The 15,414-nt window shown below is 34.5% G+C and carries 11 protein-coding genes; 2 read left to right on the top strand and 9 right to left on the bottom strand.

Annotated features, from left to right (window positions below):
• Positions 1-52: 52 nt before the first annotated feature.
• The 4 genes from PH4a_RS07030 to fepB form a co-directional block, all read right to left on the bottom strand.
• Positions 53-2,110 (bottom strand): TonB-dependent receptor, encoded by a 2,058-nt coding sequence (locus PH4a_RS07030; RefSeq protein ID WP_244212949.1) that lies wholly within the window; start codon positions 2,108-2,110, stop codon positions 53-55.
• Between the two features lie 229 nt (positions 2,111-2,339).
• Complete coding sequence (locus tag PH4a_RS07025; RefSeq protein WP_129038821.1) at positions 2,340-3,380, bottom strand: FecCD family ABC transporter permease; 1,041 nt, start codon at positions 3,378-3,380, stop codon at positions 2,340-2,342.
• Positions 3,377-4,384, bottom strand: a complete 1,008-nt coding sequence (locus tag PH4a_RS07020; RefSeq protein WP_129038819.1) for a FecCD family ABC transporter permease — start codon at positions 4,382-4,384, stop codon at positions 3,377-3,379. Before PH4a_RS07020 ends, PH4a_RS07025 begins: the two co-directional genes overlap by 4 nt.
• A 3-nt stretch (positions 4,385-4,387) precedes the next feature.
• Entirely contained in the window at positions 4,388-5,347 is a 960-nt protein-coding gene (fepB, locus tag PH4a_RS07015; protein WP_129038817.1) for a Fe2+-enterobactin ABC transporter substrate-binding protein, read from the bottom strand.
• Positions 5,348-5,712: 365 nt separating this feature from the next.
• Here fepB and PH4a_RS18255 point away from each other — a divergent pair, with 365 nt between their 5' ends.
• Positions 5,713-6,186, top strand: a complete 474-nt coding sequence (locus tag PH4a_RS18255; protein WP_244212947.1) for an insecticidal delta-endotoxin Cry8Ea1 family protein — start codon at positions 5,713-5,715, stop codon at positions 6,184-6,186.
• A gap of 87 nt (positions 6,187-6,273) precedes the next feature.
• Complete coding sequence (locus PH4a_RS07010) at positions 6,274-7,683, top strand: hypothetical protein (RefSeq protein WP_244212946.1); 1,410 nt, start codon at positions 6,274-6,276, stop codon at positions 7,681-7,683.
• A 68-nt stretch (positions 7,684-7,751) separates the two neighbouring features.
• Here the strand turns inward: PH4a_RS07010 and PH4a_RS07005 are convergent, their stop codons facing one another.
• The 5 genes from PH4a_RS07005 to PH4a_RS06985 form a co-directional block, all read right to left on the bottom strand.
• Entirely contained in the window at positions 7,752-8,567 is an 816-nt protein-coding gene (locus PH4a_RS07005; protein WP_129038815.1) for a TonB family protein, read from the bottom strand.
• A 24-nt stretch (positions 8,568-8,591) separates the two neighbouring features.
• Positions 8,592-11,657, bottom strand: a complete 3,066-nt coding sequence (locus PH4a_RS07000; RefSeq protein WP_129038813.1) for a TonB-dependent receptor domain-containing protein — start codon at positions 11,655-11,657, stop codon at positions 8,592-8,594.
• A gap of 42 nt (positions 11,658-11,699) precedes the next feature.
• Positions 11,700-13,064, bottom strand: coding sequence for a surface lipoprotein assembly modifier (locus PH4a_RS06995; RefSeq protein WP_129038811.1), 1,365 nt, complete (start codon positions 13,062-13,064; stop codon positions 11,700-11,702).
• 192 nt (positions 13,065-13,256) lie between these two features.
• The gene (locus PH4a_RS06990; RefSeq protein ID WP_129038809.1) at positions 13,257-14,051 is read right to left on the bottom strand and encodes a Slam-dependent surface lipoprotein; all 795 of its coding nucleotides are present in this window, start codon (positions 14,049-14,051) and stop codon (positions 13,257-13,259) included.
• 397 nt (positions 14,052-14,448) lie between these two features.
• Positions 14,449-15,336, bottom strand: a complete 888-nt coding sequence (locus tag PH4a_RS06985) for a LysR family transcriptional regulator (RefSeq protein ID WP_129038807.1) — start codon at positions 15,334-15,336, stop codon at positions 14,449-14,451.
• Positions 15,337-15,414 lie beyond the last annotated feature (78 nt).

Here is a 15,414-nt window from a genome sequence, read left to right as displayed (position 1 = left end):
CATATTATCAATATGGGTGGTGCATTCACATCACCCATTTAAGATTTAATAACTAAAAACGAAATTCTACCGTTGCACCAAACATTCGTGGACGCTGGTAAATAGCAGTGTCTTTATTATTATCAGGAATAAGAATACGTTTATCAGAATCAAATAAGTTCTGAGCAAACAACGTCGTTCTACCCCATTTAAAGTTATAACCCATCTGTAAATTAGCTAGCCAGAAGCTATCTACTTTTCCGCTTTCTGCGTTATTAGCTTGAGAAAAGTAATTTCCTGAAAACTGTACATTACCACTCACATCTATAGCTTCTGTTAACTGATATTTAGCACCTATATTCGCCGTGTAATCAGGTGCTCGCGCTAACTCTTTACCTTCGATACCACTATTACCAAAATCTTTTATTTTGGTTTTTAATAAACCCACACCAGTATTTAGCTCTAAAGAATCAATAGGCTGATAAGCAATTGTTAACTCAGCTCCATAAGTCTCTACTTTTTTCGCATTACGAATAGTGGTTGAATTTGGCCCTAAATAAAACGGCAACTGCATATCTTTATAATCGTTATAGAACAAGTTAGTCATCACGCTAAGTTTGTTATCAAGCAAACTATTACGAGTATATAAACTATAGTTCCAAACATATTCAGGGGAATAAACATAAGTAACGATAGGGCTGCCAATAGTGACGCCAGCACCACCTCCGTTATAACCACGCCCTACGGCAATACCAACTGTTTGGTTAGCTGCCGGTTTCCATGCGAAATCAGCTTTAGGTAAGAAGGTGTTATAGGTTTCATCAAAATCGATAGCGACTGTTTTGCTGCCACCATGACGAGTATGATGTTCACGCTCAAAACGTCCTGATAAAGTGACATCAATTTCAGGGAATAGAGCATAAGTTAATGAACCATAAGCAGAAGCCGTTTCAGTTTTATCATCAAAATAACTTCCACCGAAGATATTCACAAACTCATCTTGTTTAGCGTGAAAATAACGTAACCCAAAAATTCCACTTAATGCTTCGCTATCTGTTTTAAAACGTAGCATTGGCTCAAATTCAAACTCTTTCGCATCAATATCCGCACGCGGGCTTTTGGCTTCAGTTAAACGCCGAGTCGAGAAATCAGTATAAATTAATGTATTTTCGACACTTAAATTATCGTTAGCTTCCCATGTGGTATTTAAAATACTGCTCGTTGTTTTACGTTTAATCACAGGGCGAAAACGCGGTGCAGCGTCAGGCGCTAAATTACTGGCCATTTTGGCTTCGTTTTGTGGCGAACGGCTATCGAGATGACTTACTGTTAACTTAGCTTTAAAATCTGGATTATCGATAGAGTCGTAAAGTAACTTACCACGGAATGTATTTGAGTGAATTTCTCTAGGATTACCTGACGGTGAATATTTGTCCATATGCTCAAAACTTTCGCGTTCTTGCCTTTCAGCAGTAAAGCGAAATGCCAGTTTATCTTCAATTAATGGTCCTGACGTCATTACAGCATATTGACGAAGATCTTGCTGACCTGCGCCTATTTTTACCGCATTTTCCCAGTAAAAGGTGGGATCCATCGTTTTGACTAAAATGGCACCTGCTATCGCATTACGGCCTTGAATATAACTTTGTGGATCACGGAAAATCTCAACAGTATCGACATCCCATAGTGACTGTGCACCATAGCCAAACTCATTATAAGTAAATGAACGACCATCAACAGAAAAATTCACACGAGGGCGAGTACCACCAAGAAATGCAATTGCGCCTTGGGCAGGTCCCGAACCATCAACACCACGAATAGCGGGTAATGCATTACTATTACCGTTATCAACAACGTTAGGCGTCATTTGTAATAACGTATTAACGTCTGCATTGGGTGTTGCTTCTATCTTTTTAAAATCATATACCGTGACACTAGAACCCGTGTCATAAATAGATTTATTCAGTTTTTCACCCGTAACAATCAACACATCTTCATTTTTATTATCGTGCTGTTTGTTCTCTTGTGCATTTACATTGGGTGAGACCACCCAAAGTGTGCTTAATAAAGCAGTTTGCACCACCGTTGTTATCGTTGTTTTTTTTGCGCGTAGAGTAAGAATACCAGACATGAGTCTATACCTTTCATGCGATTCGCATGCCATTAAACGATTAAAAATACGCTCATCACTTTCCCAATTTTTAATTTATCGTTAGGCTCTTATATGAAAATACTATGCCTTTTTAACGACCATCCCATTAACTCATCCATAAGTTAGAAAATATTCACTATATTTATTATTATTTGCGCATTATATATAATGCGTATCATTATCAATATGTAACAATAATTATTATCAATTATATTTTATGCGTTCTCGTTAATAACCATAAAAGATAAAGCCCACCAATAACGCCCGTCATTAAGCCCACAGGCATCATTACGTTCAAAGGTAAGTTTTGAGAAAGCACATCGGCTAAGAGTAAAAGCAGTGATCCCATTAATGCAGAACCCATAATAGGAAGCTTTCCTGAATGACTTAAACGAATAACTAACTGAGGCGCAGCAAGGGCAACAAATGCAATAGGCCCGGCACAAGCCGTCGCTAACGATGCCAATATCACAGCACTAAAAATCATTATCCATCTCACTCTACCGACATTAACACCCAACTGTTGTGCCATATCATCCCCCATTTCCATTAAAGTGAGTGATTTAGAATAGAAAAAGATAAGTGGAATTAAGACAAATAATCCAATAAAAACGGGGTAAACATGCTGCCAAGTACGAGCATTAAGAGAACCGGCTAACCACAAATTAGCGACTATAGCGTTATCAATATTACCTTTAACTAACAGTAAACCATTAAAAGCATGTAATACGGCACCTACGCCAATTCCGATAAGGATCATGGTATAACCCGACATTACACCATTTTTTAATGACAATAGATAAACAACCAACGCGGTTGCCATTCCCCCGACTAATGTAGAAACTGCAATTTCAGGAATTGAGCCGTTAAATACAATAATCTGCAATAACGCCCCCGATGCGCCACCCGTTGTAAAACCAATAACATCAGGCGAACCTAAAACATTACGCGAAATTGACTGAAATATTGCGCCAGAAATACCCAATGCAGCACCCACACCAATTGCAGTAAGTAGTCGCGGTAGCCTAATATCAATAACAATTTTTTCTTTAATACCACCTTGTGATTCACCTATCACAATATTAATTAAAGTGGGTATATCTATCGGAAATTTTCCTGTTGTCATCGCTAAAAAAGCCAACAAGATAACCAATAAAAATAAAAGAGCAGCCACAATAATATCGCGTTGGGAGAAGACCCAAGACCAAGTGCCAAACTGACAGATTATTTCGTTGTTTTTTAATTTCATAACGTAATAATCCGCCAGCGTTTAACTAAATAAATAAAGAAGGGCCCACCAATAAGCGAGATCATAATACCTACACTAATTTCACCAGGAGTGCCGATAAGTCGTCCCAAACAATCTGCAATTAGCATAATTGTGGCGCCAATAAGCATCGACATCGGTAATATTCGGCGGTATTCAGCACCCACTAAACGACGAGCAAAATGAGGTGCAGTTAAACCTAAAAAACTAATTGGCCCTACCGCTGCTGTTGCACTACCCGCTAGCAATACAATAGCGAAAGCAGATAACAGCCACACACGATTTTGATTAGCCCCTAATGCATGGCTAACATCATCACCTAATGTCACGATATCCAATGCTCGAGTTAACGAATAAGCAATTACACTGCCTATCGCAACAAGTATCGTTATGGGATATAGCACATCAAAGCTTCGCCCTTGCAGTGATCCCACAACCCAATGGCGAAATTGATCAAATACTTTTTCATCACTATTAACAGTAATTAGCTGTGTCATTGCCAATAAAACAACTGAGAGCGCAACACCAGACAGCACCATTCTGATAGGATTTATACCGTGTCTCACTCCACCTAACAGATAAACGCCAATACCAGCGAGAAAAGCACCTAATAAGCCAAACCACATATACAAAGTGACATCAGTAATTCCCGTTAATGCAATTAATGAAACTATCGCCACCATTGCGCCCGCATTAATACCAAATAATCCCGGATCTGCTAACGGGTTACGTGTCAATGCCTGCATTAACGTTCCGGCTCCCCCTAATGCAATACCAATAACGATAGCCAATAAGGTACGAGGAAATCGTAAATAACGAACTAACAAGTGCTCACTGTTAGTCGCATCAAAAGCGATAAAGGCATTCCATGTGGTTTCAATTGAAACATATCGACTACCCACAAATAAACTCAGAAGAGCAAAGGCGCCCAATAGGAAAATCGCTCCCCTTATTCCCCACTTGATAACATGCTGAGAAGCAGACATACGTTATGACTTATACTTATTAAAACGCGTCACAATATCGCTAATTATTTCTTGCGCACTGTAGTAGTCGACCCGAAATGAGTTAGCACCCAAACCATAAACTTGTTTTGTTTTAACAGAAGGCATATTGGCAAGAATAGGGTCAGCCATAAAAACATCTGCATCTTTAGCTGTACCACTTAATAAGAATGTTGTTGGTGCCGTCAGTTGTGTTAAATGTTCATACTGGGCCCAAACAAAATCAGAAACGGGTTTATCTTTCGGTTGCCATGCCAAATCAGCGCTTTCGATAGAAAAGCCAAGTTGTTGTAATAATATTGCATGAGGGCTCGTTTTTAATGAAACGGGATTAACCGTTCCAGCACCAAAATAAGAGATAATATTGACATTATCCGTTGGTAGTTGAAGTTTTGCTTTGCTGCTAGCAACTAAGTCATTAAATCGTTGTAACAGCGCTTTCGTTTCGTTTTCTTGCCCCGTAGCTTGCGCCAATTGAACCGCTAAGCTTTCCCAACCTTGTTTACCATAATCTAAGACGATAGTTGGTGCAATTTGTTGAAATTGCTCAACTTGAGGATAAACAGTATCGCCGCCATTAATTGATACTACGATTAAGTCTGGTGCTGCCAGATAGGCCATTTCTAAAGAAACACTACCTGCCGACCATAATTTTTCAACGCCCTTATCTTTTGCCACCTTATCCCATTGAGCAAAAAATTTACCATTTGCAGCAGTTGAGCTCGCAATGACAGGTGCATCCATTGCTAATAATGTGCCAGTAATAGAAACCGATGCCGATAATATCCGCTTAGGTTTCTGTTTAATTTCAACAGTAGAACCATCAACGCTGGTAAAAACACGAGGCCAAGATAAGTTATCAGCACCAACAACCGTGGCATAAGCAACATTAAAAGAGGTAGAAAATAAAAGTAGCAAAAAAGTATATAAGAGCGATTTAAACATGACAGATTTCCAAGCAAAGCACGCTTTACTCTAACGTGTAAATATTATCGTTAATGATAATCATAACCAATATCATTAACAACAAACATTTATGAGCTTGCTATTGGAAAAATGAGAATAAGCGCACAAAAAACACTTCGCATAAGTTTTGTTTCAATACTTTCTACCTTTTTTATCCTTCATATTTTTTTATAGGCTAATTAAATAATAATTAGCTGATCTTTTTTAAGGTTGTACTGATGATGCTTTTGCGTCAAAAAAGAAAGCTCTAAATTATCTATTAACGTTTAACGGATTAATTAGCTCAATCTCAACGAATAGAATAATGGAATCAATAATCTCGACTCAGAGAAGGATCCTCATTTATGTATTTAAATAATTTAAATGATTTAAAAATTGCCATTAGCCCTTCATCTCTACCTATCAACAAACCTTTAAGCTGTATTAATTATCAAGATTTAAAAGACGGTATGTTGGATATGATTAATAGTAACAACGACACGTTACCTTCCATTGTGGAAGATTTTAATCAGCAAGATCCTCTTAATGCCCCCATTGTTGTGGGTGAGGTTGTCGTTGGTCATATTATTGGTTTAATTCCTGTTGCTGGTGGCGTGTTATCAAAAATAACCTCAGCCCTCTTTGGTATGATTAATAAAAATATGAAAGATGATTCATTAGCAGAACAGATCATTGCACATATTTCTCAAATTATTGATGCCGAAATCACACAAAATAACATTAAGATTATTAAACTTTCTATTGAAGGTATTACTAGCGTTTATCAGCTTTTTTCTGACTCACTCAATAATTATCTTGAACCTAAAGTCTATTATTAAAATAAACAACAACAAGATTTAAGAGATCAAGTTCTTAATCGATTTGATGATGTAATAGCTGCAATTATTGCGCAGCAACCATTAATTTTGAATTTAGCGCAATCGGCTGGATTACCTTTTTATTGCCACAGTTGTGCACTGTTTGTTGCGGCACATAGTGATATTTTAACTAATAAGAAAGCGCTTGACCTTAAAGATGATTATTTTACAAGTAATTTAAAAACCCTAAGAGATAACATCGACAAATTTAATACCAATATTCATAAAGCAATTTATCAACAAACCTCACTCATATTTAAAGACGATTACACAAAATGTAATACATTTTTATCCAGTATTTATACATCGGGGCTCTCTTTTTACCAATCTTGGATAAAACGTAGTTTTGAAATTGAATTTTCAACACCATTAACGCGTTGGAATAGTCTAGAACTTTATGGCAAAGATTATAATTTTGATTATCAAAAAAGCTATTATCAAATGTATTTAGATATGGGACGAGATATGTTGCAACGAACATCGATGTTACAAAGTATTGAAACCTATTCGCATATTGATGCTGTTATTCGTATTAAACAAAACTATTTAACGACTGAAAAACAGCCTAATCATATTCAATATGAAGGTTGCTATGGTGTAACGGGTGATAGCCAAGATGTATTAAAAACAGAAATATTTTTCCAAGCTGATAGTAATAAAAGCTATTTATCACCCACTCAATTTTTGCCTTCGGTACGTTATATTTCAGACACCCCTTGGGGGGCATTAAAATATATGGTGCTTGATGATGTCAATAATCAAAGTTTTTCCATTGGACAAGGTAACCGAGAGAATAAGTCCTATTTTAATCTTCCTGGCTATTGTTTTAATGGCCTTAATCTTTATATGAGTCGACATAATGGCAAGCAATGTCACGATGACTCTGGTGCATGGCTAACAGAATCAGGGCCTATTTTTCGTTTTTATGATGGCTATGGAGCCATGTCATTAGAAATGGAGAACAATTTACCCATTAAACAAAAAAGCTATGAATTGGATTTAAACCATGGTTTTGACCCACAGCTCAGTAATGCACAATTTGCCTATGTCGATATGCTTGTAGGTAAAAACTGTATCCTACTTCATCAAGATGCTGTTTTTTGCCTACCTTCTGATGGCATTATAGGAAAAAGCAGTACACCACAACCTTTGATTATTTTATTGCAATGCGCAAATGAAAGTGAACAGTTACTATCACTATCAATTAGAACAGGCAATGCTTCAAAAGGTACACTTGTTGCTTCTGGTGATTTTTCTTTAGGCCAAAATCAAGACAATATTATCTATAAATTAACGCCACTTATTAATCATCCTATCAGTAATAACAAAACGTATTTTCGCACTTATCAATTAGCGTTAACTTACACTTTAACAGGTAGCCAAGAATCAAATCTGTATCTTCATTTACATTTTTCCAAGCCTGATACCTTATTAGCCGATATAACATTGCTATTTTAAATCGCAATCTCACTAAGAAATACACCTAGACAAATTGCAATATGTTTAGGTGTTACTTAACAAAATAATTAACGTAAATTAAAGTGAAGAGTGACGATGAGTGAATTATTTACATCGTCTGGCTTAGGGCCTATTGGCTTAACGCGTCTTACCGCAGCAATAGCAGCACTATCTAACGAAGGAATACCTGAAGTATTTTCAACAGCAACGGTTGAAATAATACCTTCATTAGTTAAAGACAGGCGCACCACAACATCGCCTTCGAGTAACATACGCTTTGCTTTGGGTGGATAACGTTTATGCCGTTCTATTTCTTTACGCAATAAGCTCATATAATCACTTTCAGATTCACCTTGCCCAATACTATTTTCGTTTAATGCTCGGCTTTTTCCCGCTTGAGAACTCGCACTATACTCTGTAAAGCTGGCTAAAGTAGGTGGAATCTGGGTTTGTAACTGCTCACTTTTGGGATCAGCTTTTTCAAGCGGTCGGGGTTTGGCTTGTTCCTCTTTAGCTGGCCGCTGCTTTTTAATTTCTGTTTGTTGTGGTTGTAACTGTGGTAACGGTTTTTCCTTTGGCAATATTTCTGGTTTTTTGTATTGTTGAAGAAGTTCTCCTGTCTCAACCACGGGCATAATAACTGGCAAGTTATCAGAGTGATATTCAATAATTTCTTCTTTTATTATCGCGGATTGTTGCTGAGGCGCTGAAAATGTTACTTGATACACGGATAACGAATTTTGTTGCTGCTGAGTAATATGATGTGCACTTTCTGTCACCAAAGCAGTACGTAATAACTCACTAAAGAACATCATGTAGATAAACGTGACGCCAATTAGCCAATAATTAAGATTAAGTGGTTGCCTAACAGAAAGTGCAAACATCAAAAAGCTCCTAATATATTTTCATTAAAATTGTGCGGTAACACCTAATTTAATTGTACGTCCTGGTGCTGGCATACCCGAACGCGTTAATGGGTCGATGTAATATTCGTTTAGTAAATTACTACCTACAATTTCAAAAGATAAATTGGGGGTATGTTGATATTTTAAATAAGCATCAACAGTAAACACACTAGCCCAACGCATTGGATTATTATTATTTCCATAAAATATATGGGGTAATTTTTCTTTTAACCATTTCTCATCTTTATTTTCCACTTCAGAGGAATATAAAAATCGACTACCTATTTCTAGTGTATTATTAAACCAACGAGTACCAATATGAAGATTAGCCGCATATTTTGGTTGAATAGAAGTACGTAAAAACCCACCTGGATATCCTCCGGTCATGCAGGTTTTTATATCTAATAAACCTGAAGGATCAAAGGAGCTATATGCATTTTTATCGCATACTTTATTTTTATGGTTATAAACTAAAGCTGCATCCATAAAAATAAAACCATTATCGAAACGTGCTTGTAATTCTAAACCTTCTAATATTTGCTTTTCTAATTGCCTCATTTGCCAAAATGAATCTCTATCGAATACATTTTCAATGTTGGTTTTAAAATAATTAAGTTTAATATCAGCATGATGCTCTACATTGAGCCAATCAGATAAATCAAGCACAACACCAAGCTCAGTACTTTTTGCTCGTTCCGGCTTTAATTTAAAACCGTAATAACTCGCTTTAGAGCCTGAAAAACCACTCGTATCTTCAAATAAACTAGGTAAACGTAGTTGTTCAGTATAACGTCCGTAAAAACGCAACATATCACTGGCATAAATAGTCGCTGAAATTAGTGGTGAAAATGCGCCATGATGATAAGCAGGTTGAGGTGAAAAACTATTTTCTATTTTCTCTTCAATATAAATTTCTTGTGGTTTTATTAACTCTATCTCATATTTATAAACAAGTTCTCCTGTTGTTGGATGAGAAACCTTTTCTTGCATATCTAAATAACCATTTAAAAGGATATTTTTACTTTTTAATAGATCACCATTTTTATTATATAGCCAAACAGTATATTCCGTTATCATAGGGATCTTGTTTGATGACTCTATTTGCATATTTCCTTGCGCATCGCGAATATAATCATTACGTAAAAAATCCACCTGTACTCTTCTTACTTGATTATAATTAGCAACAGCATTATTTATCTCTTCTGATAACTTTTCATACTCTGAATAAACAAACTTTGATTGTTGAAAATTACGTATTTTTTCATTTAACTCAGGGTGACGCCTATAATTTTTAAACTCTTCAGGTAATGTTTCCACATCAATTTTATTAATAGCACGGTAATATAAATATTCTTCAGAATTTAAAACTCGCTTATAAGAGACAATATAACCTCGAACTGGTGTTTTTTTCTCATAACCTGTTACTCTATTACGACGTTTATTATTTAAAAAATCATCGTTTAACCGATAATAGTTATATTTTCCACCCGCATTAACAGCTAACCAAGAAAGCGGTTTCCAATCGGTAGATAATGCTAAATTAATTTCATGACGTTGCCCGCCACGCCCAGCGGTAACAAAATCAAAACCTGCTGGCACATCAATTTCATCATTATCTAATTTTTCAAATTGATAGTTACTTGAAAATGAAATGGAAATTTGAGGTGATAATTTAAATATCGAAGATAAATCAATACCATAACGATTATTTTCTTGGTAAAGAGAAGCTGTATCAATAAAACGGACGTCTACTTTTGTATCCCATTTAGATAAATATTTTTCATCATAATCAATTTGCCGAGATACTCTAGGTTCACCACCACGAGTATTTGTATGTCCAGATGTTAAGTTACCCCATAGCCGTAACAGTAAATCCGCTTTATTATCTTCTGGTTTATATTGATAGGTTAATATTCCCGCCTGTTGATTAATCGTTGCTAATGGCCATTGAGTTACTAAATTTTTTTCATAACGAGCCCACTCTAATCGTAACGGCATAATATCGCCAAACAGTAAGTCAGTGTATCGGTAATTAATGGAAAAACGGTGTGCTGATTCAGGGAATAATGTCCCTTTGACTAAAAAAGAACGATTACGACTAGAGGTATTAGGAACTTCATTACCGGGACGATAAATATGGGCAATAAAAGGAACATAAGGTGTTAACCTTACTTTATAATCTATTGAATGGATAGATTCCATTTTATCGGTTTCGAGATAGGCTTTTGTATTTCTTTTTCCTGCTAAATAATTTCCTTTTTCTCGTAATGCATAAGCAAATAATAAATTAAAATTTTCTTTTTCAAATCCAACGCCTAGACGAAATGAGTGATCGCGAAAACTCAAAGCTTTATTTTTTTGAGGTGTTATTTCTAAGGCAGGATCAATAACTCTTGAACCATAATGATAAAAATAAGGATGATTACGGTAATCTCCTAGCATATCTAAATAAACTTCTTTATATCGTGTAGCGTTATTACTAATATCCCCTTTAAAGTTAATCCCAAAAGAGTCACCAATAGGCACAATATCTCGAATATCTAGGGTTTTTATTGCAATACCACCACCAATACCTGTTTTCATATCTGGGGTTAATGAAGGGCCTTTTTCAATATAGATACTACTAATCAGATTAGAATCAATATAGTTACGATTAGAGGCACCACTATACCCACGATAAACAGTAATCGCTTGCTCTGTCCCATCAACAGTAACAGGGATTCGCCCTTGTCCTTGAATACCGCGAATATTTGGGTCAAGTGCCCCACCATTACGTGCTTCACCACTATAAATCCCTATCGCACTTTTCAATAAATCAGCGGGAGAAACACCTTGGTAACGTTCTAGAAGCTCTTTGCCTAAATAAACGTTAGAGACATCTTTTTCATAAACTTGCGCATAACCTTGTTTATCTTCTTCTGATTTACTTTTCTCATTATTATCTGAAATTTGAATATGCCCTAAATCTGATTTTTTATCTTCTGCGCGTAGATAAAAACTAGGAGTTATCAGTGATATCGCAATCACTAAAGGTAACAATTTTCGTTTCCGAAAAAGCATTGGGTACATTATTTTAACCTATCCTTTTAGTTAATGAAGTTATTTATTTAATTAAAATTGTTTTTCTAATTTAAATATAACTTCCTGCTGCTGATAGCTATATAACCACGCTACATTGCTTAAATTTCGGGTATAACGTAATTCCGTTACAGGATAAAAACCCCAGAAAATAGGTACTTGTTTTTTAACAACAGCAGATAATGTAATTTCATTATCTTTTCTTTTTTTCTTTAATAATGGATTATAGTTATTAAAATAATTAATTCGATAGCGTAAAGATAAATCTATATGCCATTGCAAAGGCAGCTGTGAACTAACCCCTATTTTTATACCATATTGATGGTGATTTAATAAATTGTTTTTTTTCCTATTTTCTTGATAATTTATTTGACTGAGTAATAGTGAATTTTTGTTTAGATTATATTTAAGAGTAACAATAGCAGATAATTCTTTTGTGTTTAAATTCATTAAATTATCTCTATACTTTATATTTTTATAATTACCAGAAATATTAATAGCATGATTTCTTAATAAAGGGATAAATAAACTTGAATTTAATCCTATCGATTGATACTCATGCTGTTTATCTCGCATTTTTATTTTATAAAGTGGTGATAATTTAAATTGATAATGACTATATTGATACTGATAATTAAATTGAGTATAAAAATTAACATAATTATTGTCACGATAAGAGAGGTAATCCATATATTGAGCATGAAAATAAATAGAAACTGAGTGTATACGGTTAATAATATAAGGCTGATAAAGTGAAAAAAAATGTGAAATACCTACAGAGCCTTTTGCTCTTCCCCCTTTTCGAGTTACTTTAGCAAAAGGTATATCAAAAACTATCTGCTCTTGATAATCTGAGGCAAGATTAATGTTGTCATTATATATAAAACCAAGTTGATAGAACCTAGTACTATAAAAATAAGGTGATAACTTAGCTTGGTAATAAGCTACTTTATTATTAATGCTTTTTGACAAATTATCTGTTTCAGCTAATTTTTTTAGTTGGTTTTTAGCTTTAATATAATCTTGTTGATAGAAATAGAGATAAATTAATCCTATTTGTGCTGGAATAAAATCAGCTTTTTGTTTTAATTGCTGCTGATAATAAAATTCCGCCAATGAGAAATGATTTTCAGCCAATGCTAGCTGCGCTTTAGCGTAATAAACCAACAGTACTTCATGCCGTGGTAGCTGCTGATAATGTTGTAATAATACTTCTGCATCAATCCAACGTTGTTGCTGTAGGTTATAATAAAGTTGTTCACCTATAATGGATACATCATGATTAATTAACAAGTCTAAAATAGGATTATTTAATCTCTGCTTCGCCTCTCCTATTAATGGAAAAAATATAATGCTAGTTATAAAAAAAAACCTTATTAATTGCCACAAATAATGCATAGCATTTCCTTATTATTAAATATTCTTATTCCATTAAACCCATATTTTTATAAAAAAAACAGATAACCTTATTCAGATTATCTGTTGCTAATAGACAGCCTAATAACCACTAATACCACTTTAAGAAAACAGATTTCAATACTTAAAATAAGAACACCTTATTGAACGGAATTAATTACAATATCATTTCTATTACTCTGTTGATTCTGTTGATTCTACACTTTCAGTACTATTTTTAGCTCCACCAAAACCAATATCTTTAGTATGGTCTGAACTAAACACCACAATCCCGGCTAATACATTAGCTTCTTCACCAAAAAAGGCACCTTCAACACCTCCGGATGTTGTACCTTCTTTTGCAGCAGCAGAAAACGTAACTTGGTTATTGGTGGTATAAAGATTTCCACCTTCTAACTCAACCGTGCGTTGGCTATTCGCCAATGAACCTTCGATTTTCTTTTGTGAAAAATCAACATCAAACGTACCTGAAAGTAGGTTACTACCGCTGTATTGGCTAATACCCGTCACCGTATAAGTGGCGCTATCTGTCGGTAATGTGGTTGTCACATCTTTACCAACATAATAGGTTTGATGAGTGGCATCTGTTACTGAGGTAGTTTTTGCCCAGTCACCAAAATAGACATTAGCATCCGTGATTTTAGCAAAATGAAAAACGCCCATATTACTGTGACTTGAGGGAGAATTAGCATTAGGTTGGATAGTATAAACACCATGAGTATCCGCTCCACCACTCATTCTTGGCGATGTTAGCGAAACAAAACCAATTTTTTTTCCACCTCCTACTGTACTAATACCAACACCAGGTTCTCCACCAGGCATTTGATGATCACCACGTTGGATAGGATCACTTGCCCCCACTTCCATCGTTGTTAAAGAACCACTTTGATTAGAGTGAATGCCTGCCTGTACAGCACTGACGCTAAATAATATAATTAATGTAATTGATACTTTATTCAATATATCCATAGTAATTTCCTTATTATCTTTAGGGCATAATCACTTATTTTAAAATAAAAAAAGTAATTATATAATTAACCTATTTCTTAGGTTTTATTTTTAATAAAATTAATACCCACCTCCGTTTCTGATTTAATTAAAAACCAACAAACCCAAATTGTAAATAACTTTTTTAATAACGTACCTTTTAATTAACCCTGCTTAAGTTATGGTGATAAACTTAATTCTATGTTTTAAATTATCTTTTATTAAAACAGTTAATAAATAGATTATTTATTTATTTTTATTTTTGTGATTAAACTCGCAATTGTTATTTATAATTACTTTTATTAACAATGAAAAATAATACAAATCAAAAACAAAGCATTAATAAATTAAATAAGTAAATTAATTTAAAATTAAATAATCATAAAATATCTATTTCTCTGAATATTAATTCAATAAAGATATCACGCTCTTTATTTTCAATGTTATCATTCCAAATAACACCTATTTTACATTGAGTATACATACCAGAAAGTGGTAATAAGGTGACTCTTTTTTTGTCACATAATAGCGCTGCGCTTTTAGGCACAAATGCCACACCTAACCCAGCAGCAACAAGAGATAGCTGAGTTTGAATATTTGGTGACTGCTGCAATACGCAAGACGTAACTTGATGATATGTTAAATAATTATCTATTTGCTGATAAAATCGTCTCCCTTTTTCTGGCATTAATTTAATAAGCCCCAGTTTTTCAACATAATGTAATGGATGATAATCAATCTCTAGCACCGTAATATTTTGCGTAGGTATTGCTAACATTAATCGCTCTTCAGCTAATGCTATACCTTTTAATGGTTTTGGTACTGGTAACTGAGAACAGGCCAGATCAAGTGTGCCAGCGATAAGTTTCGCTTCCATATAATTAGAAGGCATATCTTTAATATTTACAACAGCATCAGGGTAACGCAGATTAAATTTATCTAATAAGGGTGTGATAAAACTTAATGCACAAAGTCCAAAGCCAACATTTAGAACTACTTTTTCAGGTGATGCTAATTGATAGGCTTTTTTTTCTAGAATATTTACTTCACGTAATACTGATAATGACTGGTTTAATAAATATTGTCCTTCTTGAGTTAATTTAGTCCCTTGTCTTCCACGCTGAAATAACACCACACCAAGTTGAGATTCTAATGTTTTAATCTGTTTAGTAAGTGCAGGTTGACTAATAAAAAGACGCGATGATGCTTCACCAAAATGTCCTATTTCTGCCAATACAACAAATGCATTCAATAAACGAGTATCCATTAATTATCAACCTTAAACTATTTGGTATTTTATTATTTTATCACAAAATAAATAAATAAAATTTATATCTAATAACAT

It is taken from the genome of Proteus hauseri (assembly GCF_004116975.1).
In the GTDB taxonomy this organism is placed as follows: Bacteria; Pseudomonadota; Gammaproteobacteria; order Enterobacterales; family Enterobacteriaceae; genus Proteus; species Proteus hauseri.
The sequence above is the reverse complement of the archived record's forward strand: the minus strand, read 5'-3'. Positions and strand labels throughout refer to the sequence as shown.

Coding starts and splice junctions, on each gene's coding strand:
- PH4a_RS06990 (WP_129038809.1), bottom strand. CDS start 14,051: ATGGATATATTGAATAAAGTATCAATTACATTAATTATATTATTTAGC.
- PH4a_RS06995 (WP_129038811.1), bottom strand. CDS start 13,064: ATGCATTATTTGTGGCAATTAATAAGGTTTTTTTTTATAACTAGCATT.
- PH4a_RS07025 (WP_129038821.1), bottom strand. CDS start 3,380: ATGAAATTAAAAAACAACGAAATAATCTGTCAGTTTGGCACTTGGTCT.
- PH4a_RS06985 (WP_129038807.1), bottom strand. CDS start 15,336: ATGGATACTCGTTTATTGAATGCATTTGTTGTATTGGCAGAAATAGGA.
- PH4a_RS18255 (WP_244212947.1), top strand. CDS start 5,713: ATGTATTTAAATAATTTAAATGATTTAAAAATTGCCATTAGCCCTTCA.
- PH4a_RS07005 (WP_129038815.1), bottom strand. CDS start 8,567: ATGTTTGCACTTTCTGTTAGGCAACCACTTAATCTTAATTATTGGCTA.
- PH4a_RS07020 (WP_129038819.1), bottom strand. CDS start 4,384: ATGTCTGCTTCTCAGCATGTTATCAAGTGGGGAATAAGGGGAGCGATT.
- PH4a_RS07030 (WP_244212949.1), bottom strand. CDS start 2,110: ATGTCTGGTATTCTTACTCTACGCGCAAAAAAAACAACGATAACAACG.
- fepB (WP_129038817.1), bottom strand. CDS start 5,347: ATGTTTAAATCGCTCTTATATACTTTTTTGCTACTTTTATTTTCTACC.
- PH4a_RS07000 (WP_129038813.1), bottom strand. CDS start 11,657: ATGTACCCAATGCTTTTTCGGAAACGAAAATTGTTACCTTTAGTGATT.